Genomic DNA, 18,113 nt, shown 5'->3' on the forward strand with positions numbered 1-18,113 from the left:
CAGCCCTTGGCACAAATTCTTTAACGTAAGGAGTCGTTAACGATGTTAAATATGGAATCGCAGCGGCTGCTTGGGCTGATCAAGCCGATTCAGCGCCGAATGCTGCGGATTCGCATGACGGAGCAGGGCGCGTTCGGTCTGGTGGCCGGATTGATCGCCGCCTTCTTGTGGCTGCTTGCGGGCCATATGCTGCCGATTCCTCATTACCGGCTGACGGCCGTACTGCTCGTCTTGCTCGGCGGTTTGCTGGGGGCGCTGTATCCTTTGCTCCGGGGCGTATCGCCGCAAGCGGCGGCCAAAGCATTGGATCAGGCCGGGGCGGAGGAAACGGTGCTGACGGCGCTGCAGTATATGCGGCATCCGGATACGCCGGTCATCCGAATGCAGCGGGAGACGGCCATCGCTTTTACGGAGGCGGCTGTGCGCAACCTGCCGGAGATCGTCATGCTGCAGCGGTTTAAAAGGCGGCTGTGGGTCATCGGCATCTGCTCCTGTATGCTCGCCGCCGCTGTACTGCTGCCCAATCGGATGGACGGTATTGTAGCGAAAAAGCAGGCGGAAACGGCCTGGATTGAGGAACAAAAGCAAAATGTCGAATCGCTGGAAGCGAAGCTGAAGACGGAAAAGCTGGACCCGCTCGTGAAAAAACCGACGGAACAGACGCTGCAGCAGCTGCAGGAAGGGCTGGAGCGGAGCCGGGACGTTAAGACGGCACTTGATGAGCTGGAAAAATCGATGAAGGAGCTGCAAAAACAGGCGGAGCCGCTGGCCAAGAAGCAGGCTGAAGCCGAACGATGGGCGGAGCAAATGGAGCGGCAGCCGATGCTCAAGGAGCTCGGCCAAAGCTTGCAGCAGCGCGATTCCTCACAGCTACGGCAAAATGCCGGACAGCTCCGCGAGCAGGTGCTGAAGCTGACGAAGGAGCAGAAGGAAGCGCTGGCGAAGGAGCTGGAGAAGCTTGCCGCAGCGGTGCCGGACGCGGCGTCGGAGCAGGCGCAGCAGCTGCGTAAAGCGATGGAGGCTGCGGCGAAGGAGCTGCAGCAGGCCGGGGACGCGGAGGCCGATTCTCAGCGGCTCGAAGCGCAGCTGAAGGAGCTGGAAGCGCGGCTCGCCGAGTCGCTGATGCAGCAGCAGCTGAACGCGCAGCAGCAGGCGCTGGCGATGCAGCAGGCCGCCCAGCTCGCACAGCTCGGCGTGCCGATGGCGGGCCAGCTGGCGGCGCAGGGCGCGGCACTATCCGCCGCGTGGAGCCCGGGCGGCCTCGCGAGCGCGATGGCGGCCGGCGGCGCGTTAGTGCCCGCCGGGAGCGGCAGCACGCCCGGCGCGGGAGCGACGCCGGGAGCAGGTGCGGGAGCGGGCGCAGGAGCGGGCGCAGGAGCAGGAGCGGGCGCAGGAGCGGGAGCGGGAGCAGGAGCAGGATCGGGTGCAGGAGCAGGAGCAGGAGCGGGAGCAGGTGCAGGAGCAGGTGCAGGAGCAGGAGCTGGTGCAGGTACAGGAGCTGGTGCAGGCTCCGGCGGCGCCGGCGCGGGCGTCGGCAGCGGACCGCGCAGCCTGGTCACGACACCCCGCAGCCTGCAGGGCGCAGGCGGCGTGCAGTCCGACCAGGGGCCGGTCAACGGCTCCGGGGGCGAGGTGCAGAAGGGCGGCGCATCGCCGATGATGGACGGCGCGACGCGGCCGTACGAGGAAGTGTACACGGAGTATGCCAACGAAGCCAAGAGCTCGCTGAACCGCAGCCAGCTGCCGCAAAATGTACAAAATCTGGTCCGCGACTATTTTACGGAAATTCAGCCTAATCGTTAATTATGCGGATCCATGAAGAAGCGAATTGCAATTCAATAAGCCGGCGAACGTCGTGCAGGATGGACCCGCCGAGTACGGGTCAATGCTTGTCGAATCGGATGAAACCGATGAAGTGCACGCCATCCGAATGATTTTGACAAACCGCGAGTCGGGCCTCTAAATAGAATCAAGCTTATAATGGAGATACCGTAGATCCGGAATATTTGAACGAGCCTATTGATCGGGCTATACCCGAACACTTTAACCGGACGAATTAGACCACTCATACGGACAAGATGAATCATAGAGGTGAAGCCATGATAGAGTCAAAAGCGCAAGTCGAGCAATGGATGGGTGTTTTTGCGGCGGTTAAGGAACAGGTCGGCAAAGTCATCGTAGGCCAGCAGGACGTAGTCGAGCAAATTTTATGGTGCATTTTTACCGGCGGCCACGCGCTGCTGGAAGGGATTCCCGGACTCGGTAAAACGATGCTCGTACGGACGATTGCCGATGCGCTGGACCTGCCCTTTTCCCGCATTCAATTTACGCCCGATTTGATGCCTGCGGACATTACCGGGACGAACATTATCCAGTTCGGAGCCAAAGGGGAGACGTCGTACCAGTTCCAGGCCGGGCCGATCTTCGGCAGCCTGATTCTGGCCGACGAAATTAACCGCGCAACGCCCAAAACGCAGAGCGCCCTGCTGGAAGCGATGCAGGAGAAAACCGTCACGATCGGCAGCACGACCCATCGGCTTCCGCGCCCCTTTTTCGTGCTGGCCACGCAAAATCCGCTTGAAAACGAAGGCACCTATCCGCTGCCGGAAGCACAGCTGGACCGCTTCCTGCTGAAAATTAACGTCTCTTTTCCGACGAAAGAAGAGTTGAAGGAAATTATCGTACGTACGACGTCGGCTTATAATGCCGCAGCCGATACCGTCGCGAACGGCCGGATGCTGGAGGACATTCAGCGCGGCGCCAAAGATATTCTGGTTGCCGACGATGTATTGGATTATGCGCTGCAGCTGTTGATGATGACCCATGCGACGGAAGCGCAGGCACCCGACTCCGTACGCAAGTACGTCCGTTACGGCTCTGGCCCGCGCGGACTGCAATCGATCGTTTCGGTAAGTAAAATCCGCGCATTAAGCATGGGCCGTCTGCATGTTTCCGTGGGCGATATTCAAAAGGTCGCCGTACCGGCGCTGCGCCACCGGATATTTCTCAATTTCGAAGGGCAGGCGATGAGCGTGTCTACTGATACGCTTGTACAGGATATTATCGATGCTTTGGAGAAAAACCGATGAGCGGCTCCGGGCTTCTCTTGGATTCCGACCTGATGCTGCGCCTGGACGCGCTGCAGCTCGCGGCGAAAAACAGGGTGCGCGGCACGATGCAGGGCAAGCGCCGGTCGCGTCAGCTCGGCTCATCGCTGGAATTTGCCGATTACCGGCTGTATACGCCCGGCGACGATACGCGCCAATTCGACTGGAACGTGTTCGGGCGCACCGGCAAGCCGTTTATTAAGCAGTTTATGGACGAACAGGAGCTGCAGGTCAATCTCTATATCGATTGCTCGCAGTCGATGGATTTTGGGGCAGGCTCGGCGAACAAGTTTTTGTATGCCCGGCAGCTTGCCGCAAGCATCGGGTATATCGCGCTTGCCGGATATGACAGGGTGAGTGCACGGCTGTTCAGCGACCGGATCGGCCGGCAGCTGCCGATGCTGCGGGGCAAAGGGTCGATGCACCGGCTTATGCAGTTTTTGGAGCAGGCGGCCGTAGAGCCGTCGGGCGACATGGCTGCGGCGATGATGCAGCCGTCCCAGCTTCCGAGACAGCCGGGTGTGACCTGGCTGTTTTCCGATTTTTTGTACGAATCCGGGATTGAGGAATCGCTCTCGTATTTGCTTGCCGCCCGTCAGGAACTGGTCGTCGTGCAGGTGCTTTCCCCTCAGGAGATGAACCCCGAGCTGACCGGCGACCTGCGGCTGATCGACAGTGAGTCGCTGAGCGGCAAGGAGGTGGCCGTGACCGGCAGGGTCATCAAGGCATACCGGGAAGCGGTCGGGCAGTACACGCGCGGACTGCAGCGTTTTTGCCACGAACGCGGCATGGGCTATGTGCTGACGGTTACGGATACGCCGCTGCTCGACACCGTGCAGCGCGCTTTCCGGCAGGGTGGTCTGCTGCTATAAACGGCCATACTCGGGAAACGAACTCCGGGGACTGAAAATTACATTTTATACCATAACTATCATGCAATACAGTGGAGGAAAGCCTCTTTCAGAGTACGGCGTAACGGACCGAGAGAGACTGTCGATTAATAGGGATAAGGGCTTGGAGAATGGCTTCAGGGCGAGTTTTTTATTGCCTTGACACAGAAAAGTGTAATCAAATCAAGGCAATAAAACGTGTTTGAGCTTCGAAGCATCTCCAAAACCTGTTCCCGTCTTTTAATCGACAGTCTCCGAGATGCCGTTATTTGTCCTGGTTTTAGTCTTTTGACATTTGAACGGCCAGGAGAGACGTTATCCGTCCGGCCAGTCGTCTTGGAACCATTTTTAGCAAAATAACGTTTCCCGGTATCCGCTACATTTGAAAACCGTTCGTTTAGGCGTAAATAAGTGTCCTGGTGTCCGTTAGGGAGGCATGATGGACGTTTCGCATCGACATCAAAGTTGGAGGTGACCGCAAGTGCAATTTCAATCGCTGCTCAGCCTTTGGTTCGGGTTGACGCTGCCTGTGATCGTCCTCATGTACATATTGAAGCGCAAATATGCCGATACCGTCGTGCCGAGCCACTTGCTGTGGAACCGGGTGCTGCGCAATCTCGAGGCGAACACCCCGTGGCAAAAGCTGCGCAACAACCTGCTGCTCCTGCTGCAGCTGCTCATCGCAGCTTTGCTGGTGCTCGCTTTGATGCAGCCTTTTGTCTGGAGCTCCGGCGGAGTAAAAAATCATGTCGTCATTGTGCTCGACCGTTCGGTCAGCATGGATGCGCTGACGGCCGGCAATGACGAGAACGGACAACGTCTCACCCGGCTGGAGCAGGCCAAGCGGGACATTATCCAACTGGTGAAAAAGGAAGCCTCCGGCAGCGCGGTCACGCTGATCGCCATGGGCGGCGAGCCGGATGTGCTCGTATCCCGTGAAGTCCGGAGCGATGAGATTCAGGCGGCATTGGATGCGGTCACCCCTTTTTACGGCAAAACGGCTTATAAAGAAACGATGTCGTTGGCGGCTGCGCTCACCCAGGACGACAAAGACTCGGAAATCCGGGTGTTTACGGATGGCAGGTGGACGGAGTCTCCGGCGGGACTTGTATTTCACGTTCCGGTGATCGTGGTGCGGGAGGGCCAGGAAGGCAGCGTAGACAATGTGCGTGTCGTTCAGTTCGGCGTCAAGCTGTCCGGAAGCGCGGCTTCCGACAATGCATCTGCCGGTTTTGCCGGCGTTGCGGGAGGTGGCGCCTCGCAAAGCGCGGCAGCGGCCGGCTTGCGTACAGACGCGGGTTCAGAGCAGGTGACTGCCGTCGCAATGCTGAAAAATGAAGGCTCCAACAAGAAGGAGCTTGATATCGAGCTCTACAACGGCGGCAGCCTGGGAGAGACACGCCGCGAAATACTGCAGCCGGGCGAGCAGAAAAGCGTCTACTTCGACAATCTGGCAGCGGCCGATTATTACAAGCTGTCTGTCCAGGCGGAGGGGGATGCGTTGGCGGCCGATAATCAGGCGTTCGCTTTTTTGCCTGGAGAGCGGACAAAGAAAGTGCTGCTTGTAACGGAAGGCAACGTTTTTCTGGAAAAAGCGCTGCAGCTGTCGCATGCGGAGGTGACCAAGCTGCAGAGCGGAGGGACGGAGCCGCTGACACCGCCGCGCAATGCGGTGGATATGATCGTGCTGGACTCGGTGAAGGCCGAAGCGATTGCAGGCAAGGCATGGCAGGAGCTGCTGGCGCAAAAGCCGGTCTGGTACATACGTACTCCGGCGCAAACGGCCGAGGTGAATGTGGCGGCGGGTGAATATCAAATCAGCGACCATCCGGTAACGCAATATATTCGTCTGCAGGATACGCATATTGCGAGGCTGCAGCAGGTCGAGGCCGTACCGTGGGGCAAGGCGGTTATTTCATTGGGCCTGCAGCCGATCGTCTACGCGGGTACGGATCAAGGGCAGCCGAAGCTGCTGTTCGCATTCGACCTGCATCAGTCCGATCTTCCGTTGCGTTCGGAATTTCCGGTACTCGTGCAAAATGCGGTCGAGTGGATGGGCAGCCGCCAAGCGGCAAGCTTGGGCAGAGCGGTCGCGGGAAGCCGCATCGACATTCCGCTGTCCGGTAAAACCGCAGCGGCCGAATGGCGGCCGCTTGACGTGATCGGCAAACCGGCGAGCGCGATCGCCGCCGAGAAAGCGGAAGGCGCGGTAACGAGCAGCCAGCCGGTGCCGAACCGGCCGGGGCTGTACCAGTTCGTTGAGCATCCGGCCGCGGGCGCGGCTTCTTCGGATGCAAACGCGGCGGCTGAACGCCGCACATATCTGGAAGTGATTGCCGATCCGCAGGAATCGGCCGCCGCGCCGCCGCAGAAGCTTGTTTTCGCCATGCCTGACGCTGCAGGCGCGCAGTCGGATTCCCGTGCAAGAGCAGGTGCGGGGACAGACGGGACGGCTCCGCCGCAGCCTGCTTCCGATCCGGGCGGCGTCCAAACGGACACGGACAAAGCGGCGGCCCCGGTCCATTCGTCCGAAACGGATGGAGGCCGGTCACTGTACCCGCTGGTACGCTGGATCGCGCTGCTGGTCACAATCCTGATGTTTGTGGAATGGGGGGTGTACCGGCGTGGGACTTCAATTTAAGGAGCCGTTGTTTTTGCTGCTGCTTGTTCCGTTGGCCGTCTTTGCCATGTGGATGTGGCGAACGAAGCTGCAGCTGACCGGCACCCGCAAAGCGCTGGCTGTCGGCTTGCGAACGGTGATTTTACTGCTGCTCGTTTTATCGCTCAGCGGCGTCCAATGGTATGTGACACTGGAGCAAAAGGCGATCTACTACGTCGTCGACCGCTCGGCGAGCATGCCGTCGGATAAAGCGTACGGGCAATGGCTGAAGGCATCGTCCGACGCCAAGGCGAAGGACGATCAGGTCGGCGTCATCGCCACCGGTCTGGATGCGATTGTCGAGCGCAGTTTGTCGCCGCAGCATTTGAACGGGTTCAGCTTCACCGGACAGATCAACGGACAGTTCAGCAATTTGGCGCAGGGACTGCAGCTGGCCGGCTCGATGATGCCGGAGCAGGCAGCGCCGCGGGTCGTGCTGGTGACCGACGGCAGCGAGAATGTCGGCGACATGCTGCGGCAGGGGAAGCTGATGAAGGATAAAGGGATTCCCGTCGATATATTGCCGCTGTCCGGTCCCGCGAAGAAAGACGTTGCGATCGACAGCCTTAAGCTGCCGGAAAAGCTGTACCAAGGCGAGAAATATGCATTGGAAATTACGATTGCGAGCACGTTCGCCGGTACCGGGGAGCTGCGCATTTATGAAGAAAATCAGGAAATATCGAAGCAAACGGTGACGGTGGAGCGGGGAGAGAATCGTTTTGCGCTGCAAAGCCTGGCGAAGGAAGCGGGCTTTCACCGCTACCGGGCGGAGTTGTATTTTGCCGAGGATGAACAGGCCGAGAACAATACCGGCTACGCCTTCAGCCGCGTGACCGGTCCGCCCAAAGTGCTTGTCGTCGAAGGTGTGCCGGGCAGCTCCGGCAACATCGAGTCCGTGCTCAAGTCGAGCTTTATCGGGTACGAGGTCATTCCGCCGGAAATGCTCTCGCGGGATATGGCCAACTATGCCGCTTACGACAGCATCATTTTAAACAATGTGTCGGCTACGCGCATCTCCGGCCCGCAAATGGATATGATCGAGACGGCGGTCGCAAGCTACGGCATAGGGCTGGTCATGCTGGGCGGCGAGGACAGCTACGGCATGGGCGGTTATTTCAAGACGCCGATTGAAAAAGCGCTGCCGGTCTACATGGACCTGCAGGGCAAACGGGAAATTCCTTCGCTCGGCCTGATTCTCGTCATCGACCGTTCCGGAAGCATGGACGGCGGCAAGCTGGAGCTGGCCAAGGAAGCCGCGATGCGCACGGTCGAGCTGATGCGTGAAAAAGATTCCGTCGGCGTCGTCGCCTTCGATTCCACCCCGTGGTGGGTCGTCGAGCCGCAAAAGCTGACCGACCGCAAAAAAGTGCTGGAGCAAATACAATCGATTCAACCGGCCGGAGGGACGGAAATTTATACGGCGGTGGATGAAGCTTATCAGCGGATGCTGAAGGTGGAAGCGCAGCGCAGGCATATCATCCTGCTGACGGACGGCCAGTCGGCGACGAACCAAAGCTATGAGCAGCTGACGTCGAACATGCTGAAACACAACATCACGCTGTCGTCGGTCGCCGTAGGCGAAGGTGCGGATGTGCAGCTGCTTGAATCGCTCGCGAAAATGGCCAAAGGGCGGTTTTACTATACGAATGACCAGTCGACTTTGCCAGCGATTTTTAGCCGGGAGGCGGTCATGATGGCGCGGACGTACATTGTCGACCAACCGTTTGTTCCGGCGCTGGGGCAGACGGGCGACTGGAACGGGCTGTTCGGGGACGGCGTGCCTAAAATCAACGCCTATGTGGCGGTGACGCCCAAGGAGACGGCGGAGGTTGCCTTGATGAGCCCGGAGCCGGATCCGCTGCTTGCCCGCTGGCAGTACGGCTCAGGCCGCAGTGTTGCCTGGACGAGCGACATTACGGGGAAATGGTCGGGCGACTGGATTAGCTGGGAACGGTTTTCCAGCGTGTTCAGTCAAATTATCAAATGGACGTTCCCGCAGTTTCAGGCTTCGCCGTTTACGCTATCCTCGCGTTTGGAGGGCAATGCCGCCAAGCTTGAGCTGAAGAGCAGCCAGTCCGGCCTCAAGGGCGACGTTCACGCATCGATCACGGACGATACGCTCGGCCGGACGGAGCTTCAACTGACCCCGACGGCTCCTGGCGAATACGAGTCGCAGATGACAGTGCAAAAGCCCGGGGTGTATTTGGCCAAGATCGACGTGAAGGATGCCGCCGATCCGGACAAGAGCGCAGCCGGCTTCACGACCGGCTTCGTCATTCCGTATTCGCCGGAATACCGGATTCATCCGGCGGATTCCGGGGCCAAGCTGAAACAGCTGGCCGAACTGACGGGCGGAAGGCTGCTGTCGCTCGACCGGCCGGAGGAAGTATTTCAAGGCGCGGTTCATCCGAAAAGGCAGCCGCATGATATGGCAGCGGCGCTGCTGATCGCCGCGCTCCTGCTCTGGCTGCTCGACATCGCGGTTCGCCGGCTGTCGATCCCTTGGGATCGGGCGGCCATCCTGTGGACGGCCTTCCGCCCCGGCCGCCGACGGCTCCAGCCCGAGCCGTCAGCCGTCGCAGCCGGACTCGAGCGGCTGCAGCAGCGCAAGCGCAGAGCCGCCGGGCTGCAGCGTGCGGCTCAACAATCCGCGGGCAGCGGAACGACGCTGCTCGAACGCGGCGCATCGGCGGCTCGCTCAGCCGATGGAGCCGGCTCCGGCGCCGCGGCTTCGGCGCCGGCCGGCCAAGCCAGCGCCCCGTCAGGCGCTGGCGGAGCTGCATCGCCGCCGCGCGCAGGCGGCGGTGCGGCCTCGATGCCGCAGGGTCCGGCATCGGCAGCGTCTCCGGCTGCGCCCGGCACGCAGCCGGATGCGGCCGAGCAGACGATGAACCGTCTGCTTGCCGCCAAAAACCGCAGGCGCCGGTAACGGGCGGCGCCTTCTTTCGCACCGCTTATTTAGGACGCTTTACCGACCTTGACGAGCTCGCTCATCCGTAAGGCCTGCAACTGCAAAGCCGGTTGTTCGTTGTAAAGAACCGTTTTCTTACTATTGCTATGAAACTTTTATCACAGCCTGAGACCCGACGGGTCATAAACGGTTATCGTTGCGAGGCGAGCCTTTTTTCTATCCGGCCGGTTTGATGTATAATGAAAGCCAGTAGTGGAGGAAGGGATGAGGGTATGAGCGACATGACGATTACCGCTTACAGCGTGGAGCAGGTGAAAGACCCGTTTGCGATTTTGCCGGGGGAGCGGTATGAGTTTAAATTGGATATCGAAGTTCCCGAGGATGACGAGCTGTACTCCGAGCAAGGCTTATACGTGAGGGTCATTTACCGCGTTGAGGAGGGCCGGACGGGCGTAGTCAAATACGAGATTTTCGAGCGGGAAACGGAGCATTATCTCGATTTCGATCTGGAGGAAGAGGAAGAGGCGCTTATCGACGGCTTTTGCAAAGAACATTTGCCGGGTGCGGACGCTGAATAGCGGGTTGTCTAACGGCCAATAGGTTGTTGCCTGGCATCAGGGCAGCCGCTGCGGCGGGATTGCAGTCTGAGTTTTAATCCTCGTCAAAACTGAAAAGACGCTTCCAAAACCACTGTTGATGTGGGGATGGGAGCGTCTTTTTGTATGAGAGTTCATGTCGGGGCGGAGGTGGAAATCCGCGTACGCGGCTAAGCGGCTTCGCTTATTTTCGAACAGGGCGTATCCGCCTTCTAATGACCGTTTCCCGCAAATCCGGGTTCCGTCAGCCGTGTCATGACTCCCAGGGGATAATGTTAAGCGCAGGCCAATTGGTCTGCCACCTGTGCACTTTCTTTTCATAAATCTCTTTTGTTATTTGGACCTTGTTTGCCCTTACGATCAAACCGAACAAGTCGTTCAAACCATAAGGGGCGTATACGTTCCATTGACCGTTGGCATCCTTTCGCAAACCGATCGCCGAAGCTGTCGTAGGCCAAGTATTTATGGCATCTTCCAATGAAGCATATGGTCGTATAGGATAGCCGAAGTGCTGCTCGTACCATAAATGAACGCGGGCCTGATTTTTTATATCGATACGGATCGGCAGGTCGCCTAACGATTGGTTCACGTGGTTAATGACCTCACACTCTTTGTCATAGGATAAATCCGAATCAAAATAAACAAAATCAATATCGTTTATTCCGTTCGTCGAGGAAAATCCGCTGCAATGATTCCAAACCGTTTGGGCAATACAGCCCGCGCCAATATAATAGTGATCGATGTTCAAATGAGCGGCTTTATGGAATACGTTGTCCATAAGAGGGCTCGCCCCCATCATTTTCGTTAAATAATCCATTTGAACCAAAAGGTCTTTATTAAATGCAGGATGACATGACTCTCGATCCAGCTCCGTTTTCATACGGCTAGCCCTCCCTAAGTTTACAAGCTGTACAAGATGCTCTCCCCGGATAAAAAAGGAAGGCAATGCTTCGCGCATAATTGCGGCATACGTTCGCGAATCCACGGATGTACCCGTTCATTTTCCATGTGAAACGCGTAATATCCAAAAATCGCCAATAGCATGCATCCTTCCAATGCGGGGAAAACCGTCCCGGGCAGTTGGCCACTGTCATAATAGGCTTCAAGCAAACGGATTCGCCGTTGTGACGGAACCATCAAAGCCGCCATGGCAACATCCAATACGTAATAACCGAATCCGAATAGGCCAAAATCGATAAAGCTGATTTCGCCGTCTTCCGTTAAGATGATATTGCCCAGGTTCAAATCGCCATGAATGATCCCCCGGCAGTCTTGCGACTCGTTCATACGTTCCAGACGGGAGTTGATGACCCGGATCGTATCCTTGACAACACGGAAGTCCGAGAGGGCGATGAGGCCCGTCTCAACACCGAGTTGAATGCGCGAAAGCAGTTGATCGTTCCGTTCAATCCCTTGTACGGGCCGGGTCTCAGAGTGGACACGGTGACGATATTTACGAAAAAAACGGTGAAGCTCAGCGAGTTGAGCGCCTATTTTCCCGGCCAATTCCGCGTCAGCCGCAGCTTCCTTTTGCAAAGGACGGCCTTTTATCCATGTAAGCAGCGAACAATGGATCATGCTGCGTTCATGTTCTATTTTGGCAATCCAATGTCCATTGCGGTCGCGAACAGGCCGCTGCACGATAAGCTTCGTTTGGTCCGCCATGTCCGTCAACAGCTGAAGCTCGCTTAATAAACCGGGACCGGTATGCTGCAGCCCCGCCATATTTGGGGTAACCGGTTGATGCATGCGAAAGAGGTACTCGTTACCTGTTGCGCTATCGGTGACTTTGTAGGTTCTGTTTTCATTATGCCGAATGAATTCGATGCGGGGCCGATGAATTCCATAGCTGTCCAAAAGCTCGATAAGAGAATCGTTCGTCATCAATGGGCATTTCCTCCTTCAAAACCGTCCGTACATTAACGCCGAATTCGAGGCAAGCTTCATGGCGTAAACTTTCGCCTCCGGTTGATAACCGTCATCCATTCCATGGATCGTTGCGATTAAGGTATGTCACAATTCCGTTTATTTTTATGACTATGACAGTTCTTGTCACTATTATCATTTATGATGGGTACCAAGTCCAGTTAAACTTGACGAACCGAATTTATTATGAAGGGCGTGAAGCTAATGCAGTTTGGTTGACTTCAGGCATGAAAGAGTTGAGCGTCAATTTTCAAAATCAAAATCCAAGGAGCTGTATAACGATGACTTTACAATTTACCCCCTTTATCATGTTGGACGGAAATGCCAAGGAGGCGATCCAATTTTATGAAAAAGCGTTGGATGCCAAAGTTCTCTTTAAACAAACATTTGGAGAAGCACCGGAAAACCCCGAATCGCCCGTACCCGAAGCTGCAAAAGAGCGGTTGGCCCATTCCGTATTAAACATCGGCGGTGCGGACCTGTTTGTCGCCGATAGCTCGCCCGGTCAGCCCCATGAAAGGGGAAATCAAGTGAACATCTGCATTACGGCCGGCGAAATTGCAACATCCAAACAATTTTACGAGGCCTTGCAGCTTGAAGGTCAGGTGAACATCCCATTGCAAGAAACTCACTTTAGCCCCGCTTACGGGATGGTAACGGACAAATTCGGGATAACCTTCCAAATATTTACGAAGCGGCAGGTTAGTTTTTGAACATAGCTGATGTGCCGGCAGCGGTTATTCGTCTGTGTTCCCCCTGTAAAACAGATGGAAAAAAGGCATTCCGCAGGTGATGGCGGGATGCCTTTTTTTCTATGGACTTATTGATTTCTCTCCGGTTTCATGGTCTCGAGTCCATCCTGTGCGTATGCCTATTCGTGTTTCATTGCTGCCATCAGGAGAAAAATGGGGCGGCGCGTTTCGTCCTGCATGTCAGGGTGCTTTTCCAGCATTTCCCGATCCGGAGACGGCTCGGAAAGCTTCGTGATGGCGAAGCCTGAATCAATCAGCGCATTCATGTGGGTGGCGACAGTCCGGTGGTACTTAACGACCTGATGCTCCAAAAACGTAGTTTGCCGGCGGCCTTCATGATGATAGTCGTCGACAGGCCAGTGCAATCGTTCCCCCTGCGGACCGTAATACCAGTCTTGCGGAGCAAGTGCGGTAAAGACCGGATGTTCGACCGACAGTACGAAGGCTCCCCCCGGTACCAGGAAGCGGTTCACCTTCTGGCAGACGATGTCGAACCGCTCGACATAATGAAGGGCAAGCGAGCTTATGACCACGTCGAATTGTTCCGCGTCAAAGTCGATATCTTCGATGGCCAGACGCCGATACTCGATCGCGTCATCATTGGTACTGGCCCGGGCGCGCTCCAGCATATTTTCCGACAGGTCGACCCCGATCACGGACCGGGCCTGCTGCTCGCGGGCGTATCGGCAGTGCCAGCCGAAGCCGCAGCCCAGGTCGAGCACTCTTTTATCGCGCAACTCGGGAAGCATGGCCCGTAATGCATGCCATTCCCCGGCGGCATTCAGTCCGCCGATGGAACGGGGCATCTGACTGTAATTCGCAAAAAATTCGGGATCGTCGTATTTGTTCTGTTTCATTGTTTAAGCCTCCTCATAAAAGTTCATCCAGATATGCGGCGAGCCATTCCTTTGATTCCTGCAGCATGCCGATCGTGATGTGACGGTTTACCCCGGCGTATACGATTAGCTGAAGCCGGCCCGCGGCAGCAGGTTAAGTTGACATGGCCTCCATAAAATATTTCTGGCTATCGACAGGAATCGTATGATTATCCTTGCCGTGAAGCAATAATAGCGCCCGCTTTCCGTCAACATGTATGCGAGACACGGGATCATGCTGTTCGAGATACGTCTTTTCCGTTGAGCTCAATGGTTGTCTCCCGTCTTTTTCGCGGTATTGATACCCATCCGTGAACTAGCAGAACGGTTCCATTGGGCTTGACGGATGGGCTCTCTATGAAGCACGGTATACCGGCTATGCAGCATTTTTTGCGATTTCCCATAAGATTCTCCTACATACAAGGCTACCCATTCAGACTAACATGAATACTGACAAATGTCCCCGGAAACTTTCCTTTACTGTTGAACTATACCAGAGGAGGGGGGCGCATTTTTTCAATAAAATGCGGTCGACGCATCTGCCGTTGGTTCATAGTTTTTGACAGCGATTGCTTTCCACAGGAACATCGTAGTATATTAGGTAATACCTAATAAATTTAGTTGTTACTTAAAAAACGAAGGGTGATCGGGATGCTGGAATGGATGCTCAGACAAGTGATGGCGGAGCGGGGGATATGGTCCGGGGCCGCGTTGGCGAGACTGCTGCAGGAAAAGGCGGATTATCGGCTGTCGGCGCCTTCCATCAGCGCTTTGTTAACAAGTCAGCCGAAACAAATGAAAGCCGATACGTTGGACGCCTTATGTACCGCGTTGGATTGTTCCCCGGGCGAGCTGTGGGTGTACACGCCGCCAAAGCAAGCGAGGGGGGCTTAGCGATGAGCGTGAAAGAAATTGTTCCGTTCGGCGATCCGATATTGCGGAAGACGGCCAAGCCCGTAGAAACCATTTCGGCCAAAATGGTCAAGCTGCTGGACGATATGGCGGAAACGCTGTACGCCACCGACGGACGCGCCGGGCTTGCCGCACCTCAGGTGGGTATGCTTCGGCGCGTCATTGTGATGGATTGCGGCGACGGGTTGATCGAGCTGATCAACCCGCAAATTATCGAGTCGAACGGTGAACAGACGGGGCCTGAAGCCTGCCTATCGTATCCCGGCTATTACGGGAGCGTGAAGCGGGCGGACTATGTGAAAATTACAAGCCTGAACCGGCAGGGCGAGCTGTACGAACTGGAGGGCAGCGGCTTTCTGGCGCGGTGCATTCAGCACGAAATCGACCATCTGAACGGCGTGCTGTTTATCGACCACGTTCACGAGCCTTGGCTGTATCATGAGCAGACGAATCAAAAGGTTAAGCTGCTCGACGTGATCCGGCTGGCGAACGGAGGCTGACGGCCGGCGGCTCAGCGAACCGGCGGCAAATGCAGGCAGGGCTGCTTCAAGAGAGGACAGCCCCGCAATTCCGGATAGTAAATTGCTCCTCTCTTATTCCATTAAAAGCAATAGAAAAACAATTGACACCGAATCAAATACAAGTTATATTAACGTTAATACAAAATGACAAAGCAGATTATTTACCGGTTGCTAATCGAACTTAAGTGAAATTTCATTTTGGATTCGAATTCATTGATTGCCATATTATCAACATTATGAAAGCGCTTTTTTTAGATGTTAATAAACGCCGTCAACAACATACACAATTAAATTAATTATGGAGAGGTGAGCCAGGTGGAGCTTAAAGGAACGGTGGCTGTAGTTACAGGAGCAAATTCGGGAATCGGTTTGGCAACAATGAAGGCATTGACGGAGAAGGGGGCATACGTGGCTGCGCTTGCCAGAAACGAAGACAAGTTAAAGCAGGCGATCGATGGCCTTCCGTCACATGTCAGACCGAACGTCATCGGCATTGCTGCCGATGTCCGGGATGAGGCATCCGTACGGAATGCCGTCGATCAGGCAGCTGCCCGATTCGGCAAAATCGACATTTTGGTCAATGCGGCCGGTGTCAGCATGAGCGGCAAGCAATTGGTTCAGGACGTCGATTTTGCGGAATGGAACCGGATTATGGAGACGAACTTGAACGGTACGTTTCTGCTGTGCCGCGAAGCGCTCCGCCTGATGACGGAAAGGAATTCCGGGTATATCATTAACATTTTATCGACAGCGGCTTTTCAGGCTTCGGGAGGGAACAGCATCTACGCGGCTTCCAAATTCGGCGCAAGAGCGCTGACGGAGGAGATGATCGCGTCCAACCGGCAATCGGGCATTCGCGTGTCCTCCATCAGTCCGGGTGCCGTCGACACGAACATTTGGAGCTTTAAAAAAGAGCCCGTTTCCCAAGAAAGCAGAGATACCATGCTAAAACCCGAAAATATTGCGGATATCGTACTCTTTCTCGTAAATCAGCCGGCGGCCGTACATATCGAAAACATAACGGTCACCCCGTGGTTTAGATAGGATAAAGCGCTGCATAAATCAAATACCCGCAACGGCCGCGCGTATGCGGCTGCTGCGGGTATTTTTAGTATTATAACTTTGCTTCGCATACCTTCGCATACCTCTGGCAAACGCGCACGTCTCTTGAGGATGGCGAAGCCTATTATTCATCCATGGATGCGGGAGCTGTTTGCACGGGGGATCGCACGGCTTTCCGTTGTTCGGTACGGCGAGTGCTATTTCACCGTCTTATTGTAAGTTCCCAGCTTGCCGGAAATTTCTTTTGCGGCCGCGTCGAGCGCTTCCTTCGGCTGCTTTTTGCCGTTCAGCACTTCCTCGATTGCGCCCTCGGTCAGTTGGCGCGCCTCCGGGAAGACGCCCATGACGGCACCCTGCGTAGCCGTATTCGCTTTGGTCGAGTGAAGCTGATCGACCGCCGTTTTCAGCTGCGGATATTTAACCAGATTGTCTTTTACCGTTTGCTCGTCATACGCCTTTTTCGTAATCGGGAAGTAACCCGTATTGACATGCCAGTATGCCTGCTGCTTCGGTTCCGCCAAAAATTTGATGAAATCCCATGCCGCTTTCTGTTCCTCATCCGAACGGTTGTTCAGAATGTACAAGCTTGCGCCGCCGACAATAACGCCGCCGTCCTTGGCGTCGCCCGGCTTCGGCAGGAAGCCGGTGCCGACCTGGAACTTGCCCTGCGCGCCGTCCACGATGCCGCGGAGCGAACCGGTAGAGTCCAGCGTCATCGCCACTTGACCAGCAAGGAACGCTTTTTTCGTATCGTCGGTTTTGCGTCCAAGGTTGCTGGCGGTTTTATCGTCCACCATTTGCTTCCACCAGGCGAGAGTTTTCACGCCGGCGTCGCTGTTCACGAGCGATTCGGTGGCGAGGCCGCTGCGGCCGTTGCCGTTGTTCAGCAGATCGGCTCCCTGATTGGCGAAGAACTGCTCCATAAACCAGCCGTAAATGGCGAAGGCTGCGCCGGTTTTGCCGTCCTTGGTCAATGCCTTTGCGGCTTTGGCCACTTCCTCGTACGTAGCCGGCGGTTTTTCCGGATCGAGTCCGGCCGCTTTGAACATATCCTTATTGTAATAAAGAATCGGGTTGGACGTGTTGAACGGCATCGCGTTCAGCTTGCCGTCGATTTTATAGTAATTCAGGATGTTTTCTTCCAGCGGAGACAGATCGTATTTCTCCTGATCGATAAACTTTTGCATCGGCGTAATCGCTTTGGAGTCGATCATAAAGCGGCTGCCGATTTCAAACACCTGAATGAGCGCAGGCCCACTTTTGGAGTCCATCGATGCCTTCATCTTGTTCAAGCTTTCATCGTAAGTGCCTTGGAACACGGCTTCCACGACGACGTTTTTCTGGGATGCGTTGTAATCGGAAACCAGCTTGTCTATCGCTTTGCCGAGCTCGCCGCTCATCGAATGCCACCATACGACTTTGACCGGTCCTTTGTTGGCAGCTGCCGTAGGCGCAGGAGCATCTTTATTGCCGCTGTCGGCTGCCGGCGGGTTGGCGGTATTGCCACAAGCGGCCAGCAGCACCATCATAACCGCCATGCAGAGGGTGACGACGCTTTTCAATTTGAAGCTTTTCATGGGTACGTTTCTCTCCCTTTTTTAAGTTGAATAGAAATTATAAGTTTCTTATAATTTACTTCGCACAACCTTGACAAACGTGCTCGTTCTTGAAGAACGGCGAAGCCGTTTATCCTTGGTTGAATAGAAATTATAAGTTTCTTATAATTTACTTCGCACAACCTTGACAAACGTGCTCGTTCTTGAAGAACGGCGAAGCCGTTTATCCTTGGTTGAATAGAAATTATAAGTTTCTTATAATTTACTTCGCACAACCTTGACAAAAGCGCTCGTTCTTGAAGAACGGCGAAGCCGTTTATCCTTGTTAAATGGATAATGGAGCATA

Annotated in this window: 14 protein-coding genes; 10 read left to right on the forward strand and 4 right to left on the reverse strand. The window is 55.6% G+C overall.

Annotated features, from left to right (window positions below; genetic code table 11):
• Positions 1 to 42: 42 nt before the first annotated feature.
• The 6 genes from E1757_RS36005 (at position 43) to E1757_RS25700 (ending at position 10,145) form a co-directional block, all read left to right on the forward strand.
• Positions 43 to 1,803, forward strand: a complete 1,761-nt coding sequence (locus E1757_RS36005; RefSeq protein WP_165972292.1) for a hypothetical protein — start codon at positions 43 to 45, stop codon at positions 1,801 to 1,803.
• Between the two features lie 296 nt (positions 1,804 to 2,099).
• A complete protein-coding gene (locus E1757_RS25680) occupies positions 2,100 to 3,089 on the forward strand; it encodes an AAA family ATPase (protein ID WP_133233563.1) in 990 nt (329 codons plus the stop codon).
• On the forward strand, positions 3,086 to 3,979 hold the full coding sequence (locus tag E1757_RS25685) for a DUF58 domain-containing protein (RefSeq protein ID WP_133233565.1): 894 nt from the start codon (positions 3,086 to 3,088) through the stop codon (positions 3,977 to 3,979). The genes E1757_RS25680 and E1757_RS25685 overlap by 4 nt, the downstream gene beginning before the upstream one ends.
• Before the next feature lie 499 nt (positions 3,980 to 4,478).
• Positions 4,479 to 6,638: a vWA domain-containing protein gene (locus tag E1757_RS25690; RefSeq protein ID WP_133233567.1), complete on the forward strand. Its 2,160-nt coding sequence runs from the start codon at positions 4,479 to 4,481 to the stop codon at positions 6,636 to 6,638.
• The gene (locus E1757_RS25695) at positions 6,622 to 9,585 is read left to right on the forward strand and encodes a VWA domain-containing protein (RefSeq protein WP_133233569.1); all 2,964 of its coding nucleotides are present in this window, start codon (positions 6,622 to 6,624) and stop codon (positions 9,583 to 9,585) included. The genes E1757_RS25690 and E1757_RS25695 overlap by 17 nt, the downstream gene beginning before the upstream one ends.
• Before the next feature lie 254 nt (positions 9,586 to 9,839).
• Entirely contained in the window at positions 9,840 to 10,145 is a 306-nt protein-coding gene (locus E1757_RS25700; protein ID WP_181956693.1) for a DUF6509 family protein, read from the forward strand.
• A 271-nt stretch (positions 10,146 to 10,416) separates the two neighbouring features.
• Here the strand turns inward: E1757_RS25700 and E1757_RS25705 are convergent, their stop codons facing one another.
• The gene (locus E1757_RS25705; protein ID WP_133233571.1) at positions 10,417 to 11,043 is read right to left on the reverse strand and encodes a nucleotidyltransferase family protein; all 627 of its coding nucleotides are present in this window, start codon (positions 11,041 to 11,043) and stop codon (positions 10,417 to 10,419) included.
• A 20-nt stretch (positions 11,044 to 11,063) separates the two neighbouring features.
• Complete coding sequence (locus tag E1757_RS25710) at positions 11,064 to 12,047, reverse strand: phosphotransferase enzyme family protein (protein WP_133233762.1); 984 nt, start codon at positions 12,045 to 12,047, stop codon at positions 11,064 to 11,066.
• Positions 12,048 to 12,370: 323 nt separating this feature from the next.
• Here E1757_RS25710 and E1757_RS25715 point away from each other — a divergent pair, with 323 nt between their 5' ends.
• A complete protein-coding gene (locus E1757_RS25715; RefSeq protein WP_133233764.1) occupies positions 12,371 to 12,802 on the forward strand; it encodes a VOC family protein in 432 nt (143 codons plus the stop codon).
• Between the two features lie 158 nt (positions 12,803 to 12,960).
• On the opposite strand, the gene E1757_RS25720 is transcribed toward E1757_RS25715, so the two are convergent.
• Positions 12,961 to 13,698, reverse strand: a complete 738-nt coding sequence (locus tag E1757_RS25720) for a class I SAM-dependent methyltransferase (protein ID WP_133233573.1) — start codon at positions 13,696 to 13,698, stop codon at positions 12,961 to 12,963.
• A 669-nt stretch (positions 13,699 to 14,367) separates the two neighbouring features.
• Between E1757_RS25720 and E1757_RS25725 the strand changes: the two genes are divergently transcribed.
• From E1757_RS25725 to E1757_RS25735, 3 genes are all read left to right on the forward strand, one after another.
• Positions 14,368 to 14,610: a helix-turn-helix domain-containing protein gene (locus E1757_RS25725; RefSeq protein WP_133233575.1), complete on the forward strand. Its 243-nt coding sequence runs from the start codon at positions 14,368 to 14,370 to the stop codon at positions 14,608 to 14,610.
• Positions 14,611 to 14,612: 2 nt separating this feature from the next.
• Entirely contained in the window at positions 14,613 to 15,128 is a 516-nt protein-coding gene (gene def, locus E1757_RS25730) for a peptide deformylase (RefSeq protein WP_133233577.1), read from the forward strand.
• 336 nt (positions 15,129 to 15,464) lie between these two features.
• Positions 15,465 to 16,193: an SDR family oxidoreductase gene (locus E1757_RS25735; RefSeq protein ID WP_133233579.1), complete on the forward strand. Its 729-nt coding sequence runs from the start codon at positions 15,465 to 15,467 to the stop codon at positions 16,191 to 16,193.
• Positions 16,194 to 16,408: 215 nt separating this feature from the next.
• Here E1757_RS25735 and E1757_RS25740 read toward each other — a convergent pair whose 3' ends face one another.
• Positions 16,409 to 17,788: an ABC transporter substrate-binding protein gene (locus E1757_RS25740; protein WP_133233581.1), complete on the reverse strand. Its 1,380-nt coding sequence runs from the start codon at positions 17,786 to 17,788 to the stop codon at positions 16,409 to 16,411.
• Positions 17,789 to 18,113 lie beyond the last annotated feature (325 nt).

Source organism: Paenibacillus piri (assembly GCF_004354045.1).
Taxonomy (GTDB): domain Bacteria; phylum Bacillota; class Bacilli; order Paenibacillales; family NBRC-103111; genus Paenibacillus_S; species Paenibacillus_S piri.